This window comes from Caulobacter sp. 05T431 (assembly GCF_056665975.1).
Genome location: NZ_JBFTKU010000002.1, coordinates 369,928 through 386,565 on the forward strand (window position 1 = coordinate 369,928; position 16,638 = coordinate 386,565).

22 protein-coding genes and 1 pseudogene are annotated in these 16,638 nt (G+C 69.5%); 11 read left to right on the top strand and 12 right to left on the bottom strand.

Annotated features, from left to right (window positions below; genetic code table 11):
* Positions 1-25 precede the first annotated feature (25 nt).
* Together AC1U89_RS03445 and AC1U89_RS03450 are read left to right on the top strand one after the other, a co-directional pair.
* The gene (locus tag AC1U89_RS03445) at positions 26-880 is read left to right on the top strand and encodes a trypsin-like serine peptidase (RefSeq protein WP_479898285.1); all 855 of its coding nucleotides are present in this window, start codon (positions 26-28) and stop codon (positions 878-880) included.
* A gap of 85 nt (positions 881-965) precedes the next feature.
* A pseudogene (locus AC1U89_RS03450) lies at positions 966-1,147 on the top strand (CsbD family protein); the annotation flags it as partial.
* A gap of 90 nt (positions 1,148-1,237) precedes the next feature.
* Here the strand turns inward: AC1U89_RS03450 and AC1U89_RS03455 are convergent.
* The 6 genes from AC1U89_RS03455 to AC1U89_RS03480 all read right to left on the bottom strand — a co-directional run bounded on the left by AC1U89_RS03455 (position 1,238) and on the right by AC1U89_RS03480 (position 4,080).
* The gene (locus tag AC1U89_RS03455; protein ID WP_479898286.1) at positions 1,238-1,498 is read right to left on the bottom strand and encodes a hypothetical protein; all 261 of its coding nucleotides are present in this window, start codon (positions 1,496-1,498) and stop codon (positions 1,238-1,240) included.
* Positions 1,499-1,525: 27 nt separating this feature from the next.
* Positions 1,526-1,999 carry an OsmC family protein gene (locus AC1U89_RS03460; RefSeq protein WP_479898287.1) on the bottom strand — a complete coding sequence of 158 codons (474 nt, stop codon included), beginning with the start codon at positions 1,997-1,999 and terminating at the stop codon, positions 1,526-1,528.
* Positions 2,000-2,016: 17 nt separating this feature from the next.
* Positions 2,017-2,334: a DUF1272 domain-containing protein gene (locus AC1U89_RS03465; protein ID WP_479898288.1), complete on the bottom strand. Its 318-nt coding sequence runs from the start codon at positions 2,332-2,334 to the stop codon at positions 2,017-2,019.
* 90 nt (positions 2,335-2,424) lie between these two features.
* Positions 2,425-2,874, bottom strand: coding sequence for a MaoC family dehydratase (locus AC1U89_RS03470; protein WP_479898289.1), 450 nt, complete (start codon positions 2,872-2,874; stop codon positions 2,425-2,427).
* A gap of 100 nt (positions 2,875-2,974) precedes the next feature.
* Positions 2,975-3,655 (bottom strand): HTTM domain-containing protein, encoded by a 681-nt coding sequence (locus AC1U89_RS03475; protein ID WP_479898290.1) that lies wholly within the window; start codon positions 3,653-3,655, stop codon positions 2,975-2,977.
* Positions 3,652-4,080 carry a hypothetical protein gene (locus tag AC1U89_RS03480; RefSeq protein ID WP_479898291.1) on the bottom strand — a complete coding sequence of 143 codons (429 nt, stop codon included), beginning with the start codon at positions 4,078-4,080 and terminating at the stop codon, positions 3,652-3,654. Before AC1U89_RS03480 ends, AC1U89_RS03475 begins: the two co-directional genes overlap by 4 nt.
* Before the next feature lie 104 nt (positions 4,081-4,184).
* Here AC1U89_RS03480 and AC1U89_RS03485 point away from each other — a divergent pair, with 104 nt between their 5' ends.
* Positions 4,185-4,877, top strand: coding sequence for a hypothetical protein (locus AC1U89_RS03485; RefSeq protein ID WP_479898292.1), 693 nt, complete (start codon positions 4,185-4,187; stop codon positions 4,875-4,877).
* Positions 4,878-4,883: 6 nt separating this feature from the next.
* On the opposite strand, the gene AC1U89_RS03490 is transcribed toward AC1U89_RS03485, so the two are convergent.
* The gene (locus AC1U89_RS03490) at positions 4,884-6,422 is read right to left on the bottom strand and encodes an acyl-CoA synthetase (RefSeq protein WP_479898293.1); all 1,539 of its coding nucleotides are present in this window, start codon (positions 6,420-6,422) and stop codon (positions 4,884-4,886) included.
* A 64-nt stretch (positions 6,423-6,486) separates the two neighbouring features.
* Between AC1U89_RS03490 and AC1U89_RS03495 the strand changes: the two genes are divergently transcribed.
* Together AC1U89_RS03495 and AC1U89_RS03500 are read left to right on the top strand one after the other, a co-directional pair.
* The gene (locus tag AC1U89_RS03495) at positions 6,487-6,786 is read left to right on the top strand and encodes a type II toxin-antitoxin system VapB family antitoxin (protein ID WP_479898294.1); all 300 of its coding nucleotides are present in this window, start codon (positions 6,487-6,489) and stop codon (positions 6,784-6,786) included.
* Positions 6,786-7,175: a type II toxin-antitoxin system VapC family toxin gene (locus tag AC1U89_RS03500; RefSeq protein ID WP_479898295.1), complete on the top strand. Its 390-nt coding sequence runs from the start codon at positions 6,786-6,788 to the stop codon at positions 7,173-7,175. Before AC1U89_RS03495 ends, AC1U89_RS03500 begins: the two co-directional genes overlap by 1 nt.
* A 5-nt stretch (positions 7,176-7,180) precedes the next feature.
* Here AC1U89_RS03500 and AC1U89_RS03505 read toward each other — a convergent pair whose 3' ends face one another.
* Positions 7,181-8,851: a GMC family oxidoreductase gene (locus AC1U89_RS03505; protein ID WP_479898296.1), complete on the bottom strand. Its 1,671-nt coding sequence runs from the start codon at positions 8,849-8,851 to the stop codon at positions 7,181-7,183.
* 166 nt (positions 8,852-9,017) lie between these two features.
* Here AC1U89_RS03505 and AC1U89_RS03510 point away from each other — a divergent pair, with 166 nt between their 5' ends.
* The 6 genes from AC1U89_RS03510 (at position 9,018) to AC1U89_RS03535 (ending at position 14,302) form a co-directional block, all read left to right on the top strand.
* The gene (locus AC1U89_RS03510; protein WP_479898297.1) at positions 9,018-9,902 is read left to right on the top strand and encodes a crotonase/enoyl-CoA hydratase family protein; all 885 of its coding nucleotides are present in this window, start codon (positions 9,018-9,020) and stop codon (positions 9,900-9,902) included.
* A gap of 43 nt (positions 9,903-9,945) precedes the next feature.
* Complete coding sequence (locus tag AC1U89_RS03515; protein ID WP_479898298.1) at positions 9,946-10,440, top strand: GAF domain-containing protein; 495 nt, start codon at positions 9,946-9,948, stop codon at positions 10,438-10,440.
* A gap of 103 nt (positions 10,441-10,543) precedes the next feature.
* Positions 10,544-11,680, top strand: coding sequence for a GNAT family N-acetyltransferase (locus tag AC1U89_RS03520; RefSeq protein WP_479898299.1), 1,137 nt, complete (start codon positions 10,544-10,546; stop codon positions 11,678-11,680).
* A gap of 24 nt (positions 11,681-11,704) precedes the next feature.
* Positions 11,705-12,625: a glycosyltransferase family 2 protein gene (locus AC1U89_RS03525; RefSeq protein WP_479898300.1), complete on the top strand. Its 921-nt coding sequence runs from the start codon at positions 11,705-11,707 to the stop codon at positions 12,623-12,625.
* A complete protein-coding gene (locus AC1U89_RS03530) occupies positions 12,508-13,539 on the top strand; it encodes a hypothetical protein (RefSeq protein WP_479898301.1) in 1,032 nt (343 codons plus the stop codon). The genes AC1U89_RS03525 and AC1U89_RS03530 overlap by 118 nt, the downstream gene beginning before the upstream one ends.
* Before the next feature lie 322 nt (positions 13,540-13,861).
* On the top strand, positions 13,862-14,302 hold the full coding sequence (locus AC1U89_RS03535) for an AprI/Inh family metalloprotease inhibitor (protein ID WP_479898302.1): 441 nt from the start codon (positions 13,862-13,864) through the stop codon (positions 14,300-14,302).
* 186 nt (positions 14,303-14,488) lie between these two features.
* On the opposite strand, the gene AC1U89_RS03540 is transcribed toward AC1U89_RS03535, so the two are convergent.
* The 4 genes from AC1U89_RS03540 to AC1U89_RS03555 form a co-directional block, all read right to left on the bottom strand.
* Positions 14,489-14,911 (bottom strand): hypothetical protein, encoded by a 423-nt coding sequence (locus AC1U89_RS03540; RefSeq protein ID WP_479898303.1) that lies wholly within the window; start codon positions 14,909-14,911, stop codon positions 14,489-14,491.
* Positions 14,912-15,022: 111 nt separating this feature from the next.
* Positions 15,023-15,697, bottom strand: a complete 675-nt coding sequence (locus AC1U89_RS03545) for a DNA alkylation repair protein (RefSeq protein WP_479898305.1) — start codon at positions 15,695-15,697, stop codon at positions 15,023-15,025.
* Positions 15,698-15,726: 29 nt separating this feature from the next.
* Positions 15,727-16,203 (bottom strand): SRPBCC family protein, encoded by a 477-nt coding sequence (locus AC1U89_RS03550; protein WP_479898306.1) that lies wholly within the window; start codon positions 16,201-16,203, stop codon positions 15,727-15,729.
* Positions 16,204-16,236: 33 nt separating this feature from the next.
* Positions 16,237-16,581, bottom strand: coding sequence for an ArsR/SmtB family transcription factor (locus tag AC1U89_RS03555; RefSeq protein ID WP_479898307.1), 345 nt, complete (start codon positions 16,579-16,581; stop codon positions 16,237-16,239).
* Positions 16,582-16,638: the final 57 nt, after the last annotated feature.

Below are 16,638 nucleotides of genomic sequence, written 5' to 3' on the forward strand. Positions count from 1 at the left end.
TGAATCCGGGGGCGTGAGGGCTTAGATGGCTTGGGACCTGTCGGTCGATTTGATCCAGGCGACCGTGCAGCTTGAACAGCCGCTCGGAGACGGATCGCGTACGGTCGGCACGGGCTTCCTGATCGAGGACCCGACCCCCGACGGCCGCCCCCGCACCATCCTGGTCACCGCCGGCCACGTGTTCGACAAGATGCCCGGCGTCTCGGCCAAGATCGGCTATCGCATCCAAGGCGCCGACGGCGTCTGGCGCTACGACCCTCACACCCTGAAGATCCGCGACGGCGACCACCCGCTGTGGACCAAGCACCCCACGCGCGACGTGGCGGCGATCGAGGTCGAGGCCCCGCCGGAATTCGCCAAGGCGGCGATCCCCCTGGCGTGGCTGGCGCAAGACGACACCTTCAACAAGTACAGCCTGGGTCCGGGCGACGAGATGATGGCCCTGGGCTTCCCGCGCGGGCTCTCCGCGAATCCGGCCGGCTTCCCGATCCTGCGGTCGGGCCGCGTGGCGTCGTACCCCCTGGCCCCGGCCAGCGTTTTCCCGACCTTCCTGATGGACTTCTCGGTGTTCCCCGGCAATTCGGGCGGACCGGTGTTCATGGCCGAGGGCGCGCGCCGCCGGCCGGGCTCGACCGAAAGCCAGGAGGTGCAGTTCATCGCCGGCATGCTGACCCAGCAGGTCGAGCTGTCGGGCGAGCGCCTGGAGATCGGCATCGTCACCCACGCCAAGTACATCCGCGAGACGGTGGCCATGCTGGACAAGACGGCCGGCGCGCCCCTGATCCAGGCCAAGCCCGCCACGCCGACCGGGGTGTCCACCCAGGCGGCGACCCAGGCCGCCGCGGCGGTGTCGGCCACCGAAATGGCCGTGTCCCGCTAGGCGCTCGGTAGACTAGTCGACACAGGAACCTTCGCGCCCGGCCTCCCGTTTCTAGCGGGAGTTCAAATCCAGCAGGAGCGAAGTCATGAGCACCAATCGAGTTGAAGGCGCCGTCGACAAGGGCGTGGGCGCGGTCAAGGAAGCCGCCGGCAAGCTGACCGACAACGAACGTCTCGAAGCCAAAGGCGCGGCCCAGAAGGCCAAGGGCGACGTCCAGAACAAGGTCGGCCAGGCCCAGGACAAGATCGGCGACGCGATCAAGCACTAGGCTTGGTCCCATCGACCCAACTGAAGAGGCCGCGGGAGCGATCCCGCGGCCTTCTTCGTTTCAGGCCTTGTCCGCACTGGACCGAGCGATCAGACGCTGGCGCCCCAGAGCGCCATCCACCCCACGGCGGCGCACACGGCCAGGACTGAACCCAGGGCCATCGCGGGCGGGACGAGGCGGCGGGGTGCGGCGCCCAGGCCGACGGTCAGGATCATCATCGCCGCGGGGATGATCACCAGGGCCAGTCGGTCGCCATCAAGTCCATAGGTTCGCGCGCGACCGGCGCCACCGATCAGCGGGAGCAGCCAGAACAGAACGCCCAGCGTCGTCAGCACGAGTCTCCAGATCATGAGGTCTGCTAGCAGGCGGCCCTCCGGTCAGTCGACCTCTTCGTAGGTCGCCGCGTAGTCGACCGGGAAGTTCACCGAACGGGCGATGAAGCAGACCTTGTGGATCTCGTGGTGCACCGCGTCGGCCTTGGCCAGGTCGGCGCCGCGTTCGACCAGGATGTGCGGCTTCAGCGTCGCCCGCAGGAACCGCCCCGCGCCGTCGGGCGTGCTCTCGCCCACGCCGATCGGCTGGTCCTTGTAGCCCTTCACCACGATCCCGGCGTTCGAGGCCAGGTGCAGGTACCACAGCATGTGGCAGGCGCTCAGCGACGACAGCAGCAGGTCCTCGGGATTGTGCAGCGTCGGGTCGCCGCCCAGCAGAGGGTCGTTGCTGCAGGGGACCAGCGGCTTGCCGGGCGTGGCGATGTTCCAGGTGCGGTCATAGCCGCGATAGGTGCGCGTGCCGTCGCCCCGGTCGCCGGTCCACTCGATCAGGCAGGTGTAGTCGTGCTGCTTGGCCATGGGCTGTGCTCCTTCTGCTAGCGATCCTGGGGCGGGACGTCGTGGAGCCGCGCGGTCATGGCGGCGACCTCGTCGCGGCTCCAGCGGCTGTGTTTGCGCGACTGGCCGGCCGGGTGGAAGCCCAGACCGAGTGAAATATGCGGATCGCGATAGGCCCGCCGGGGCCGGATCGGCCGCGCCGTCAGGTCGCCGCCGCAGGTGGGGCAGACATTGCGCACGACCTGGTCCGCGCAGTCGGCGCAATAGGTGCATTCGTAGCTGCAGATCCGCGCGTCCGGCGCGTCGGGCGGCAGGTCGCGGTCGCACAGTTCGCAGTTGGGTCGAAGCTCGAGCATGCAAATCCCCTGGCGGTGGTTCCGCCCGCTATCGCGAACGGCCGCCAGGGGAAATGACGAAGAAGCCTCGTTTTCGGCCGAACGGCCGTGTCAGGCCCCGTAGAGGATCGAGATCGTCTCGGCCACGCAGGCGGGACGCTCCTCGCCCTCGATCTCGATGGTGCATTCGTTCTTCAGCTGCAGGCCGCCGGCCTTGGGCTCGACCGCCATCAGCTTCTGGCGCATGCGCACCTTCTTGCCGACGCGCACCATGCCGGTGAACCGCACCTTGTCGCAGCCGTAGTTGATGCCGCGCGTCACGCCGGTCACCCGCAGGATGTCGGCGCCCAGCATCGGGATCAGCGACAGCGTCAGGTAGCCGTGGGCGATCGGCCCGCCGATCTCCTTGTTCGCGCGCTCGACGTCGACGTGGATCCACTGGTGGTCGCCGGTGGCCTCGGCGAACTGGTTGACCCGCTCCTGGCTGATCTCGACCCAGTCGGAGACCCCGATCTCCTGGCCGACCAGGCTGGCGAGGTCGGCATAGGCGACTTGCTTCATGGCGTTTTGCTCCCGAGCGTTCTTGTAAACAGTTGTTTGGTTGGTCGCACGGGAGCGCGCGTCGGGCAAGCCGTCCGCTACGTCCGGCGCGTCTCCGGCCTCAGAACAGCCGCGCCTGAAGCCACAGGATCGCGGGATAGACCGCCAGCCAGGTCCAGAAGAAGCGGTTCAGGCCGAACAGGCAGGCGTTGGCCAGGTGGAAGGCCGCCGCGACCGCCAGGCCGGCGATCAGCGTCGGGCGCGACAGCAGGGTCAGCGGGAAGACCAGCTCGAACAGGATCACCGCCCAGGACATGACGCGCAGCACGCGCGGGCGGTCGGCCCAGCCGCGCAGGGCCTCGCTGACCGGATAGGCCGAGAACTGGAACACGTCGCGCAGGGCCCGGCCGCTGCGCCAGTCGGGGTTCACGATCTTCACCCCGCCGGAGACGACGTAGGACAGCACCAGCTGGACGCCGAGATAGCCGAAGGCCAGCTCCTTCCACTGCGGGACGGGCGCGAGGCGCGACAGGGTCAGGCACCACAGCGCCAGCAGGCCCATGCGGTCGCTGCCGCCGTTGTAGGGCCCCTGGAACCGGTGGAGGATCAGCAGCGACAGGCCCGCCAGCCCGACCATCGGCCAGGGCGAGGCGACGCCGAGGACCAGCAGGACGCACAGGACGGTCCGCGCCCCGAACAGCAGGCGCTCGTCGCGGAAGCCGCGCAGGTGTTCCAGGCCCTGCTGGATCAAGGCCAGGGCCAGCAGGATCTCAGTCAGGCGGGCGGCGGTCTCCAGGGTCATCGGATGTCCTGGAGCCGTCGCGGCGCGGACTGGTACAGCACCTCGCTTTCGATCGCCTCGCCCGCGCGGCTGAGGAACACCAGCCGGAACGACAGCCAGGGGGCGGCGTCCGCGTCGGGAGACAGATCGGCGGCGATGCGCCGGAAGATCTCGTCCTGGCTATGGTCGGTGGGATCGTCGACCAGCCGCTCGGCGCAGCTGACCACGAACAGGGTCTGGTTCCAGCGCGGGTTCCAGATGAGGCGGGTTAGCATCGTCGGGACCGACACGCGCTCGGGGCGCGGCCGGAATTCGCGCCAGTCGGCGGGCGCCTCGTCCTTGGCCGATGTCAGGGCGTACTCGACGCGCGGCGACGGCGCGATCACGTCGAAGAAGTTCCAGGACGGGATCAGGGCCGGCAGCAGGAGGCGGAGTGGTTGGAGCATGGTCCCGCCGCGGTGGGAGCGGATCGAATCGACGAACAGGTCGACAGCCTACGCGATTTCCGTTGCCGACTCGGCGTTCGCGCCCCGTGATGCGGACAACCCGCATGCCTGGACCCCCGATGCTCGCCTTCGCCCTCGCCGCCGCTCTCGCCACGTCCCCGACCGCCGCCGCGCCCGCCGAGTGCCTGCGGCCCGATCCGGCCGAGACGATGGTCGATCAGCAGGTGTTGGATCGGGGCAAGGCGCCGGCGCTACAGGCCTACGCGGTCTCGCGTCGCGACGCGGAGAGCCCCTGGGGCTATGGCGCGTCCCGCGTGGTGATCTACGGAGCCGACTGCGCCGTCGTCTACGCCCAGCGGTTCGACGACGGCCTGGAGACCCATTTTGCGTCGGCCAAGCTCGGTGGGCGGCCGATCCTGGAGATCACCACCTTGATCCCGGGCGGATCGGGCTTCGGTCTCGAGCAGGTCCTTCTCGGCTATGACGAGGACGGCGTCTTCCATCTCGCCCCGCAGCGCCTCCGATACGGCAACATGGACGGTTTCCACCTCGGCGACCTCGGCGAGGGGCGCGGCGAGGGCCTCATGCTCTGGGAGGCGCACTGGGACGGCGCGCACTACGACCCGCACCGCTACACCGTGACGACCTGGCGTTGGCGCAAGGACCATTTCGTCGGGCCCGAGGTCTGGACCACGCGCAAGCACTACGACCCCGATCCGGAAACCGTGGCCAAGGCCCTGGGCCTGCCGGCCGACCAGACCGAAATCCAGCGCTTCAAGCTGTACTTCGGCAAGTGATCCGCCCTAGACGATCCGGCTCTCGCCCTTGCCCCAGTAGGCGTCGCGGATCAGGCGCTTGTAGAGCTTGCCGGTCGGGTGCCTGGGCAGCTCGGCCATGAAGTCGATGCGCTTGGGCGACTTGACGTGGCTGAGGTTGGCGCGGGCGAAGGCCATCAGCTCCTCGGCCAGGGCGGCCTGATCGACGCCCGCGTCCAGGGGCTGGATCACCGCCACCACCTGCTCGCCCATCTCCTCGTGCGGCGCGCCCACCACGGCGGCGTCGGCGACCTTGGGGTGGGTGATCAGCAGGTTCTCGATCTCCTGCGGATAGATGTTCACCCCGCCCGAGATGATCATGAAGCTCTTGCGGTCGGTCAGGTAGAGATAGCCCTCCTCGTCGACCCAGCCCACGTCGCCCAGGGTGGTCCAGCCGTGCTGGTTGTAGCTCTCGGCGGTCTTGTCCGGGGCGTTGTGGTAGTTCACCGCCGGGCCGTTGGCGAAATAGACCGCCCCTTCGGTCCGCGGCGGCACCTGCTCGCCGGCTTCGTCGCAGATGCGCAGCTCGCCCAGCACCGCCTGGCCGACGCTGCCCTTGTGGGCCAGCCAGTTGTCGGAATTGATCCAGCAGAAGCCGTTGCCCTCGGTGCCGGCGTAGTATTCGAAGATCACCGGCCCCCACCAGCCGATCATCTGCTCCTTGACCGGCACGGGGCAGGGGGCGGCGGCGTGCACGGCCGAGGCGATCGACGAGACGTCGTACCTGGCGCGGACCTCCGGCGGCAGCTTCAACATCCGCACGAAGTGGGTGGGCACGAACTGGCCGCAGGTGACCTTGTGCTTCTCGATCAGCGCCAGGGCGGCCTCGGGATCGAACTTCTCCATCACGATCACCGTGCCGCCCAGCTTGTGCACGGTCATGCACCAGCGCAGCGGGGCGGCGTGGTAGAGCGGGGCGGGCGAGAGGTAGACGCTGTCGCCCGAGAAGCCGAACAGGCCCATGGCCATCATCTGCAGGGCGTGCGGCGCGTCGATCGGGCCGCCGGTCAGGGCGGGCTTCACCCCCTTGGGCCGTCCGGTGGTGCCCGAGGAATAAAGCATGTCGCTGCCCGAGGTCTCGTCGGCGATCGGCGTCGCCGGCATGACCGCGCGGGCCGCTTCGAAGTCCTCGTAGGGGGCCTTGCCGCCGCCGACGCGGAACAGGCGCACGCCCGGGACCAGCGGGGCCAGGGCCTCGGCCACGGCGTCCAGGCCCGGGCTGACCAGCAGGACCTTGGCCTCGCAATCCTTGACGATGTACTCGGCCTCGGCCGCCGTCAGCTTGGTCGAGATGCAGGTGAAGTAGAGCCCAGCGCGCTGGGCGGCCCAGGCGATCTCGAAGAACCGCGGATGGTTGTCCATCAGGATGGCGATCACGTCGCCGGTCGCCAGCCCCATCGACCGGAACAGCTGCGCCCCCTGGTTCGAGCGCTCGTCCAGCTGCCTGTACGTCACCGTCTCGCCGGATCCGGCCATGATGTAGGCGGGCTTGTCCGGCTGGGATTGGGCGTGATGGAACGGATGCATTCGGGCCCTCGATGACGGAATGGGAAAACGGGTCTAGAATGGCTTTCTAGAAACGGAGCCGGGCATGGCGCTCAGCATCAAGACGGACAAAGCCGACAGGCTAGCGCGCGACCTGGCCAAGCTAACCGGCGAGACTATGACGGAGGCCGTGACCGTAGCGCTGGAGGAGCGCTTGGAACGCGAAAGGGCCGCGCGCGCCGAGACGCCCGAGGCGTTCGTCGAGCGGATTAGGGCGTTCACGGCCAAGATGCGGAAGGGCGTCGATTTCCGTCCGGTCACGCCGGAGGAATGGCTCGACGCCGGCGGCGACGACTTGGATTTAGAGCTGGCGGCGAAGGAAAGAGCGGCGAGGGCCAAGCGCTGATGGTGATCGATACCTCGGCGATCATCGCTATCATCGCCGACGAACCGACCGCGCCGACGTTGGTCGACAGGATCGGCGCGGCGACCGCACGGGAAATGTCGATGGCCAGCTATGTCGAGGCCGCGACGGTGCTTTGGGCGCGAGACATCCCGCCGGAGGAACTCGACGACCTTCTCGGAATGCTCGATGTCTCGCTGGTTCCCGTAGACGAGGCCCAGGGCCGCGAAGCGATCCGCGCCCGCATCGCCTACGGCAAGGGGACGGGCCACCCGGCGCAGCTGAACTTCGGCGACACCTTCGCCTACGCCTTGGCGAAGACGCGGGGTGCGCCGCTGCTGTTCGTCGGCGACGACTTCTCCCACACCGATCTGATCGACGCGCGCGCCTAGCAGCATCAGGCGGCCATCTCCGTCTTGGCGGCTTGGCGGATCATGTCCGAGGCCTTTTCGGCGATCATGATGGTGGGGGCGTTGGTGTTGCCCGAGACCAGGCGGGGCATGACCGAGGCGTCGACCACGCGCAGGCCGGTGAGGCCCCGCACCCGCAGCTGGCTGTCGACCACGGCCATCGGTCCCGCGCCCATCTGGCAGGTGCCGACGGGGTGGTAGATCGTCGAGCCGGTGGCGCGGGCGTAGTCCAGCAGGGCCGCGTCGTCGGCCGCCTCGGCGCCGGGGTTCATCTCGTGGTCGATCAGCGGGGCGATGGCCGGCTGGGCGGCGATCCTGCGCGCCCACTTCAGGCCGGCGACCGTGACCTCCTGGTCCAGCGGATCGGACAGGTAGTTGGCGAAGATCGCCGGATAGGTCGACGGATCGGCCGACTTGATGCGGATATGGCCCCGGCTCTCGGGTCGCAGCTGGCATGGGGCGATGGTCAGGCCCGGCGCGCCCTCCAGCTCCATCTTCTGCTCGTTGAACAGCTTCTCCAGGTCCATGGTGGCCGGCAGGATGTGGAACTGGATGTCGGGGCTGGCCAGGTCCGGGCGCGACTTGCAGAAGGCGGCGATGTGGGCCGCCGACAGGGTCAGCAGGCCCTTGCGCTGGAACAGGTACTTCAGGGCTTCGGCCGCAAGGCGGCCGCCCTTGCTCTGCTCGTTGACCGACACCGTCCCGGCCTTCAGGCGAAAGCGGGCGCCGGTGACGTAGTGGTCCTGCAGGTTCTCGCCGACGCCGGGCAGGTCGTGCACGACGGGGATGCCATGCTCGGCCAGCAGCTGGCCCGGGCCCACGCCCGACAGCTGCAGCAGCTGCGGCGAGTTGATCGCCCCGCCGGCCAGGATCACCTCGGCCCGCGCCTTGGCGGTGCGGACCATGCCGTTCTGGATGAACTCCACGCCCACGGCGCGCTTGCCCTCGAACAGCACCTTGCGGCCCAGGGCGTTGGTTTCGACCTGGAGGTTCGGCCGCCCCATGGCCGGGTGCAGATAGGCCACCGCCGCCGAGCAGCGCTGGCCGTTCTTCACCGTCAGCTGGTAGTAGGCCACGCCCTCCTGCTGGGCGCCGTTGACGTCGGCGTTGCGCGGGATGCCGGCCTCGACGCAGGCCTCGACCACGGCGTCGGAAATCGGGTTGGTCTCGGTGACGTCCGAGACGTTCAGCGGGCCGCCCGTGGCGTGCCAGTCGCCGCAGCCGCCGCGCTCCTGGTGCTGGGCCTTGCGGAAATAGGGATAGACGTCGTCCCAGGCCCAGCCCTCGCAGCCCAGCTGCCGCCAGCCGTCATAGTCGGCCTGCTGGCCGCGGATATAGAGCAGGCCGTTGATCGAGGACGAGCCGCCCAGCACCTTGCCGCGCGGCCAGACGTGCGAGCGCCCGCCGGTGCCGGGGTCCGGCTCGGTGGCGTACAGCCAGTTGACCTTGGGATCCTTCAGGGTCTGGGCGTAGCCGACCGGGATGTGGATCATCAGGTTCGACATGAACTGGGACGGGTTCTTGGTCGGCCGGTCGTCGCCGCCGGCCTCCAGCAGCAGCACCTTGCGCCTGCCGTCCTCCGACAGCCGCGCCGCCAGCACGCATCCGGCCGAACCGGCGCCCACGATGATATAGTCGGCCTCGATGATCGACGTCATCGGATCCTCCCTTCACCGCCCGCGTGTGGTCCGCGTGATCGGTGTTCACCCGAACAATGCGCGGGTCTTCCAGGAACGCCAAGGGTGTCGTTGGGGAAGGGCGCGCAAGCGGTTGCGAGCGGTTCATACGCGTGTTTGAGTGCGGCTGAACTGGAGGAAGAACATCATGGCCGCGCCGACCTTCGAGACCCTGCTCTACGCCGTCGAGGACGGGATCGCGACCATCACCCTGAACCGCCCGGACAAGCTGAACGCCTTCACCGCCCGGATGATGAAGGAGATGATCGAGGTGTTCGACATCACCGACGCCGACGACGCGGTGCGGGCGGTGGTCGTCACCGGGGCGGGCCGGGCCTTCTGCGCCGGGGCCGACCTGTCGGGCGGCGGCTCGACCTTCGACCGCACCGCGCCCCAGGCGCTGGAGCGCGAGGAGGGCAAGGTCGGCGACGTCTATCGCGACGGCGGCGGCCGGGTGACCCTGCGGATGTACGAGAGCCTCAAGCCGATCATCGCCGCCGTGAACGGCCCGGCCGTCGGGGTGGGGGTGACCATGCAGCTGCCGATGGACATCCGCCTGGCCTCGACCGACGCCAAGTTCGGCTTCGTGTTCGCCCGCCGGGGCATCACGCCCGAGGCCGCCTCGTCCTGGTTCCTGCCGCGCCTCGTGGGCCTGCAGACGGCGCTGGAATGGTGCTTCACCGGCCGAGTGTTCGGCGCGCAGGAGGCTCTCGACCGGGGCTTGGTCCGTTCGCTGCACGCGCCCGAGGACTTGCTGCCGGCCGCCCGGGCCCTGGCCCGCGAGATCGCCGACAACACCGCCCCGGTCTCGGTGGCCCTGACCCGCCAGCTGCTGTGGCGCATGGCCGGCGCCGACCATCCGATGGAGGCCCACAAGGCCGACAGCCGCGCCATCCAGTCGCGCGGCGCGGCCGGCGACGCCAAGGAGGGGGTCAGCTCGTTCCTGGAGAAGCGTCCGCCGGTCTATCCGGACAAGGTGTCGTCGGACCTGCCGGACATCTGGCCTGAGTGGGGCGAGCATCCGTTCAGGTAGCGGCCCTCTCGCATCCGGCGGGGAAAGCGCTATATCCCCGCCCATGGCTGAAGCTTTCAACGACAAGACCCTGACCGGGGACAAGGCCGCCCGCTACGCCGAGGTGGCCGACGAGATCGCCTCGGTGCTGGAGGGCGAGACCAACCTGACCGCGCGCATGGCGACCGTGGCCTCGATGCTGGCGTCCAGCTTCGACCACTATTTCTGGACCGGCTTCTATGTGGTCGATCCGCTGAAGGCGCGCGAACTGGTGGTCGGGCCCTACCAGGGCACCCTGGGCTGCCTGCGCATCGCCTTCGGGCGCGGCGTCTGCGGCGCGGCGGCGGCCACGGGCCAGACCCAGCTGGTCGAGGACGTCCACGCCTTTCCGGGACACATCGCCTGCGACAGCCGGTCCCAAAGCGAGATCGTCGTCCCGGTGTTCGACACGGCGGGGACCCTGCTGGCGGTGTTCGACGTCGATTCCGACAAGCCGGCGGCCTTCGACACCGTCGATCAGGCCGGAATCGAGCGGATTCTGCAGGCGACCTTCGCCTGATCGCAATCTGCGCGCGATCTGTCGGCCGCCCGACGAATGTGGCGCCCGTGTTGCAGTCCTGATCGACAGGATTCCCTAACCGGGACCGGATTAGGACACGGCGATGCTGGACGTTGAGACCCTTCACCCGCGGGCGTTGAGCCAGGCCGATCTGGCGACCTGGCGCGCGATGGCGGCTGCCGAGCCGGCCTTCGCAGGTCCGCTGCTGGGTCCCGACTTCGCGCGGGCCGTCGGCGCCGTGCGCGACGACGCCCGGGTGGCGGTGATCCGTCGCGACGGCGAGACCGTGGGCTTCCTGCCGCATCATCGCCGTCCCGGCGCCATGGCCCGGGCCATCGGCTCGCCGCTGTCGGACTATCACGGCCTGGTCTCGCGCGCCGACGCCGGCCTGGACGCCGCCGAGGTGCTGCGCGCCGCCGACCTGACCGCCTATCGCTACACCGGCCTGGTGGACCCGCACGGGGTGTTCGGCCGGTCCGAGCAGAAGACCGCCCACGTCATCGACCTGGGCGCCGCGGGCGGCGACGCGGCCGCCTATCTGGAGGCCGTCCGCGCGGCCAGCCCCAAGAAGATCAAGAACTGGCGCCGTCTGGACAACAAGCTGGAACGCGAGATGGGGACCATCGAACTGGTGGCCCCGGACCGCTCACGCGAGGCCTTCGACCAGCTGATCGCCTGGAAGCGCGAACAGCTGGAGCGCACCGGCGTCCACGACTTCCTGCGTCCCGACTGGGTGCGCGGCCTGCTGACCGACCTGTTCCTGAAGCAGACCGGCCCGTTCCAGGGGCTGATGATCAACCTCTACGCCGGCGGCCAACTGGTGGCCGGGCATTTCGGCGTGCGGCTGGACGGCGTCTACCACCCGTGGATCGCCTCGACCAATCCGGCCTATGGCGAGTGGTCGCCGGGCCAGATCTTCTTCATGCGCGCCATCGCCGCCATGCCGGAGCTGGGTCTGCGCCACTACGATCTGGGCCCCGGTCACGACCACTACAAGGGCGCCTACGCCCTGAGCCAGGTCCGGATCGGCGACGGCACGGCCACGGCCGCGACCATGGCCGGCCGCATGGCCAGCTCGCTGGACGGGGTGCTGGCCCTGGCCGGTTCGCACGGCGCCGGGCCGGTCGGACGGCTGAGCCGGCGGATGGAGGCCATCGCCAGCGTCGAGCTGACCCTGGGCGGCCGGGTGCGCGGCCTGGTCGACGCCTTCGCTAACCAAGCGCAAAGGCGAAACGGCTAGGCTTCGCCAAAGCCTGGAGTCCGCATGCGCGTCACGGTCATGATCCCCACCCAACGACGGCTCGACGGCCTGGCCGTCGCGGTCCGTTCGGTGTGCGCCCAGACCGGTGTCGATTTCGCCGAGCTGGAGCTGGTGGTCGTCGACAACGACCAGGCGCCGTCGGCCCAGGAAACCGTCGCCGCGCTGGCCGCCCGGGCGCCGTTTCCCGTCCACTACGTGCACGAGCCGCGCCCCGGCGTGGCCCACGCCCGCAACGCCGGCATGGCCAAGGCGAGCGGCGACCTGATCGCCTTCCTGGACGACGACGAAGAGGCGCCGGCCGGCTGGCTGGCGGCCCTGCTGGCGGCTCAGGCGCGCCACCAGGCCGACGTCGTGTTCGGTCCGGTCCGGGCCCGCGCCCCGGCCAGCGTCACGGCCCATCGCGACTATCTGGAGCGCTTTTTCTCGCGCGAGGGACCCGCCGAGGCCGGGATCATCGACCACTATTACGGCTGCGGCGACAGCCTGCTGCGCCGCGCGGCCTTGCCTGACCCGGTCGCGCCCTTCGCCGTCGAGCGCAACCACATCGGCGGCGAGGACGACATGCTGTTCGGCCACATGAAGGCCGACGGGGCGCGCTTCGCCTGGGAGCCGGCGGCCTGGGTCTGGGAAGACCCCGTGCCCGACCGCCTCAGCCTGGACTACACGATCCGCCGCGCCTTCGCCTACGGCCAAGGCCCGACCTCGCACTGCGCCGCCGCCGTGCCGCCCGACCGCGTGGGCGTGGCCCGCTGGATGGCCGTCGGCGTCGTGCAGAGCGCGCTGTTCGGCCTGGTGGCCGGCTTCAAGTGGCTGACCCGGGCGGGCGACCGCGCCGAGTGGCTGGACCGCGCCGCCCGCGGCCTGGGCAAGACCCTGTGGTGGGGCCCGTTCAAGATCCACTTCTACGGAAGGACCGCGTCGTGAGCATCATCAGCGACTGGACCGACGACAAGGCCAAGGCGTTCGGCCGCGAGAACCTGGTGTTCCAGCACGGTCTGCACGAACGCCCGATGTTCGACGACGAGGGCCTGGCGCGCCTGCTGGACCAGTATCCGCGCGAGCACCTGGGCGTCTTCACCATGGGCGAGGACCCCAAGGCCTGGACCACCTGGCGCAAGGGCGCGGCGGGGACCCTGACCGGCGACCAGCTGCTGGAGGCCGCCAAGGCCGGCCGCATCTGGCTGAACCTGCGCAAGACCAACGATTACGTCCCCGAATACGCCGCCCTGTGCGACGAGATCTTCGCCGAGAAGGAAGCCCGCGCGCCGGGCCTGAAGACCTTCAAGCGCGACCTCGGCATGCTGATCAGCAGCGCGGACGCCCAGGTCTTCTATCACCTGGACGTGCCGCTGGTGTCGCTGTGGCAAATCCGGGGGCGGAAGAAGGTCTGGGTCTATCCGGTCGCCGATCCCTATGTGGGCGAGCTGGCGCTGGAGAAGATCGTCCTCAAGGAGACGGCGGAACAGTTCGCCTTCGACCCCTCGTGGGACGCGGGCGCCCAGGCCTATGACCTGACCCCGGGGACCATGGTCACCTGGAAGCAGAACGCCCCGCACCGGATCGAGAACGGCCCGATGCTGAACGTCTCGATCTCGATCGAATTCATGACCCCGCCGGCCCTGATGCGGGCCAATGTCATCTACGCCAACGGCGTGCTGCGCCGCCGCGCGGGGATGAGGCCGCGCATCCAGGACGGCTTCGGGCCCACGGCGCTGGGCAAGCTGGCCGTGGCGCGCGGGGCCAAGGCCCTGAACCTGCAGACCCCGCATGTCCGCCACCTGCCGGTGACGTTCGGCCTGGACGCGAACCGGCCTGGGGTGCTGGTCGAGCGGGGGTGAGGGTTCCTTACACCCTCTCTCTTTGAGAAAGGGAGGGACCCGCCGCCGTCAGGCGGTGGGAGGGTGAGTGGTTTCGCCCTTTGCAGGCAAGTCTCGAGCCTTTGGGTCCTCGAAAGCTAGCCTGGGCGATGCAGGGTCGATCCGGTGGCCGACACATATCGTCCTCGTCGAAGCTTCATTCTGAGAGTTTGTAACCACTCACCCTCCCACCGCTTCGCGGCGGGCCCCTCCCTCTCTCAAAGAGAGAGGGGAGTTCTTGGTAACTCTCGCGCTGGACGTGTATCGCGCGCCGTGGTCCGATCCGGAAAACGGAGAGACCCAGATGCGTTTGATCGTGCTGCTCGCGCTGCTGGCCGCTGTGTGTTCCGCATCTTCAGCCTACGCGGCCCCGTCCAAACCCGCCAAGCCCCCGCCCAAGCCGGCCGATGAGGCCCTGCCCACCGGTCCCAAGGCCTATGTGGGCGCCTGGAGCGTCGGCAAGGACGGGGAGGGGGCCGACGTCTGCACCGTCAGGTTCAACGCGGCCGGGGTGATCGGCGGCTTCCAGCTGGTGGCGCCCAAGGCCTGCAAGAACGCGGTTCCCCGCTGGGAGGACCTCTACGCCTGGCGGCTGGGCCAGAACGGCGACATCGTCATGGCCGACGCCACGCGGCGCGGCGTCTATGTCTTTCACAAGCTGGACGACGACGTCTGGGCGACCGAGGGCGGCGACTGGGAGCGGTTGCTGCTGCAGAAGGCGACGAAGGTGGGGACTAGCCGTTAGGGCCGCGCGAGGCGGAGGCGCCGTTCGTCGTCATCCCGACCGCGGCGAAGCCGACGCCTGGAAGCCAGGAGTGGCGGCGATGCGTCGGCTCCGGCGGATCCAGTCTCCCCGAGGCGTCCGCGACGGCGACCGTCGGTGTCGGCGGCAGGGCGTCCGCCACCACGCCCCATCCGCCCCGCGACAGCCTCATCGCGCTCGCCCCCGCACGGCCAGCCAGCCGCCGACCCAGCACAGCGGCAGGCCGGTGACGGCCAGCAGGATCGGATACCAGTGCGGTCCCAGGCCCAGGTTCCAGGTGGCGACCACCCCCGCCGTGCCCGCGATCAGGCCCAGCACGCCCAGGATGAAGGCGTGGCGCAGCGGGGTGTTCGGGGCCAGCCTGGCCGTGATCCAGCCGCCCGCCAGGGTGAAGACGCTGCGATAGGTCAGGGCCAGCAGGTTCAGCAGCGGGTCGTGCATCCCCTGTTCCGGCGGCGGATAGACCTTGGCGGCATGCAGCACCGCGTCGGTGGCGGTGGACAGCACGACCACGGCCAGGAAGCCGGCGATCACGGCCAAGATGCTACGGCCGAGGCTCAGGGGCGAGGTACGCAGGGCAAGCTCACTCATCGACGGTCTCCTTGGGAGCTGTTGAAGGAAAGACGTTTGGGTAGGGCCCGGCGCGACATCGCCGGGGCGGATTTTCTTCGAAGCGCCGTGGGGCGGCTGCGAACGGCCGGATCAGGACCGCGCCGCCGCCTTCTCCAGCGCCCGCACGGCGTCCTTGCCGATCCACCGCGCCGAGGCCTCGGGCGAGGCGGCCAGGCGGCGGGCGGTCTCGAGCGCGGCGGCCTTGAGGACGGGGCTCTGGCGCAGCCCGATCGCCCGCACCGCCCAGTTCACCGCCTTCTTGACGAAGTTCCGGTCGTCTCCCGCCGCCCGTTCGATCAGCGCCAGGCCGTCCAGGAACGGCTGGTCGCCGCCCCCCTTGGCGTGCAGGGCCAGGCAGGCCAACAGGGCGAAGGCGGCCCGTCGGCCGAATTCGTCGTTCAACGGGGCCCAGGCCGCGATCTTGGCCCAGGCGTGGGGCGAGCGGTCGAACAGCTTGAAGCAGGCGGTGTCGACGATCGCCCAGTTGTCGAACTCGCCCCGCCAGGCGTCCATCTGCTCCGGCGTTACCAGCGCGACGTCGTCGACCAGGCAAGCCAGCATCCGCGCCTCGTAGACGTCGGTCGCCCACAGCGCGGCGGCCAGGTCATGGTCGCGGCCCAGGCGCTTGGCGATCTTCTGGAGATTGGCCATCGACACGCCCAGGGCGGTGGGCGCGACGATGCCGAAGCGCTCCAGATTGGCCAGGTCGTGGGCGGTGGCCGCCGACCGGAGGGCGGCCATGGCGTCGGCGAGGCGCTGATCCATGGCCTGTCCCCTGTCCCTGGGCGTCGCCGTCAGACGGTTTCGAGCAGGGAGTCGAGCTTGGCGTAGCTCATCTCCATGCCGTCGGTCATGCCGGTCTTCAGGGCGGCGTCGCGGGCGGCGGTCGAGCTGTAGACCACGGTGGTGGTCAGGGTGGTGCGGCCGTCGCGCTCGGCCAGGGTCTGGGTGGCGACGGTCTCGCCGCCGGTCCAGTCCTCGTCGAACAGCTCGTTGCTGACGAGGCGTTCGGGCGCGGCGATCTCGCGATAGACGCCGCCCATGCCCATGTCGTGGCCCTCGGTGTTGCGCCAGACGTAGCGGTACTTGCCGCCCACGCGCAGGTCGATCTCGCAGACCGGCATGGTCCAGCCGGGCGGGCCGGTCATCCAGCGCTTCACCAGGTCGGGCTTGGTCAGGCAGTCGAACACCAGGTCGCGGGATGCGTCGAAGGCGCGGGTGATCACGATCTTCAGGTCGTCGGGCGTGTCGACGGTCAGCTTGCTGGGCATGGGTCGTCTCCTTCTGGAAGGGGGAAGGGCGCTTCAGCGCCCCTGGGTGGTCTTCAGTTCGTCGAGCAGGGCGTCCAGGCGCTGGAAGTTGGCCTCCAGCGTCTTGCGATAGGTCTCCAGCCAGGCGGTGGCCTCGGCCAGGGGCTTCTCCTCGACCCGCACCGGACGGCGCTGGGCGTCGCGGCCCCGCGAGACCAGCCCGGCCTTCTCCAGCACCTTCAGATGCTTGGAGATCGCCGGCTGGCTCATCGAGAACGGCGCGGCCAGTTCGCCCACCGAGGCCTCGCCGTCGGCCAGCCGCGCCAGGATGGCGCGCCGGGTCGGATCAGCCAGGGCGGCGAAGGTGGCGTCCAGGGTCGCCGGGCTTCCATAACTCATCAGTTCCATAACCAGATGGTTATATTCAATCGAAGCGGCCGTCAATCCCCGCCAAAA

Coding starts and splice junctions, on each gene's coding strand:
- AC1U89_RS03445 (WP_479898285.1), top strand. CDS start 26: ATGGCTTGGGACCTGTCGGTCGATTTGATCCAGGCGACCGTGCAGCTT.
- AC1U89_RS03455 (WP_479898286.1), bottom strand. CDS start 1,498: ATGATCTGGAGACTCGTGCTGACGACGCTGGGCGTTCTGTTCTGGCTG.
- AC1U89_RS03460 (WP_479898287.1), bottom strand. CDS start 1,999: ATGGCCAAGCAGCACGACTACACCTGCCTGATCGAGTGGACCGGCGAC.
- AC1U89_RS03465 (WP_479898288.1), bottom strand. CDS start 2,334: ATGCTCGAGCTTCGACCCAACTGCGAACTGTGCGACCGCGACCTGCCG.
- AC1U89_RS03470 (WP_479898289.1), bottom strand. CDS start 2,874: ATGAAGCAAGTCGCCTATGCCGACCTCGCCAGCCTGGTCGGCCAGGAG.
- AC1U89_RS03475 (WP_479898290.1), bottom strand. CDS start 3,655: ATGACCCTGGAGACCGCCGCCCGCCTGACTGAGATCCTGCTGGCCCTG.
- AC1U89_RS03480 (WP_479898291.1), bottom strand. CDS start 4,080: ATGCTCCAACCACTCCGCCTCCTGCTGCCGGCCCTGATCCCGTCCTGG.
- AC1U89_RS03485 (WP_479898292.1), top strand. CDS start 4,185: ATGCCTGGACCCCCGATGCTCGCCTTCGCCCTCGCCGCCGCTCTCGCC.
- AC1U89_RS03490 (WP_479898293.1), bottom strand. CDS start 6,422: ATGCATCCGTTCCATCACGCCCAATCCCAGCCGGACAAGCCCGCCTAC.
- AC1U89_RS03495 (WP_479898294.1), top strand. CDS start 6,487: ATGGCGCTCAGCATCAAGACGGACAAAGCCGACAGGCTAGCGCGCGAC.
- AC1U89_RS03500 (WP_479898295.1), top strand. CDS start 6,786: ATGGTGATCGATACCTCGGCGATCATCGCTATCATCGCCGACGAACCG.
- AC1U89_RS03505 (WP_479898296.1), bottom strand. CDS start 8,851: ATGACGTCGATCATCGAGGCCGACTATATCATCGTGGGCGCCGGTTCG.
- AC1U89_RS03510 (WP_479898297.1), top strand. CDS start 9,018: ATGGCCGCGCCGACCTTCGAGACCCTGCTCTACGCCGTCGAGGACGGG.
- AC1U89_RS03515 (WP_479898298.1), top strand. CDS start 9,946: ATGGCTGAAGCTTTCAACGACAAGACCCTGACCGGGGACAAGGCCGCC.
- AC1U89_RS03520 (WP_479898299.1), top strand. CDS start 10,544: ATGCTGGACGTTGAGACCCTTCACCCGCGGGCGTTGAGCCAGGCCGAT.
- AC1U89_RS03525 (WP_479898300.1), top strand. CDS start 11,705: ATGCGCGTCACGGTCATGATCCCCACCCAACGACGGCTCGACGGCCTG.
- AC1U89_RS03535 (WP_479898302.1), top strand. CDS start 13,862: ATGCGTTTGATCGTGCTGCTCGCGCTGCTGGCCGCTGTGTGTTCCGCA.
- AC1U89_RS03540 (WP_479898303.1), bottom strand. CDS start 14,911: ATGAGTGAGCTTGCCCTGCGTACCTCGCCCCTGAGCCTCGGCCGTAGC.
- AC1U89_RS03545 (WP_479898305.1), bottom strand. CDS start 15,697: ATGGATCAGCGCCTCGCCGACGCCATGGCCGCCCTCCGGTCGGCGGCC.
- AC1U89_RS03550 (WP_479898306.1), bottom strand. CDS start 16,203: ATGCCCAGCAAGCTGACCGTCGACACGCCCGACGACCTGAAGATCGTG.
- AC1U89_RS03555 (WP_479898307.1), bottom strand. CDS start 16,581: ATGAGTTATGGAAGCCCGGCGACCCTGGACGCCACCTTCGCCGCCCTG.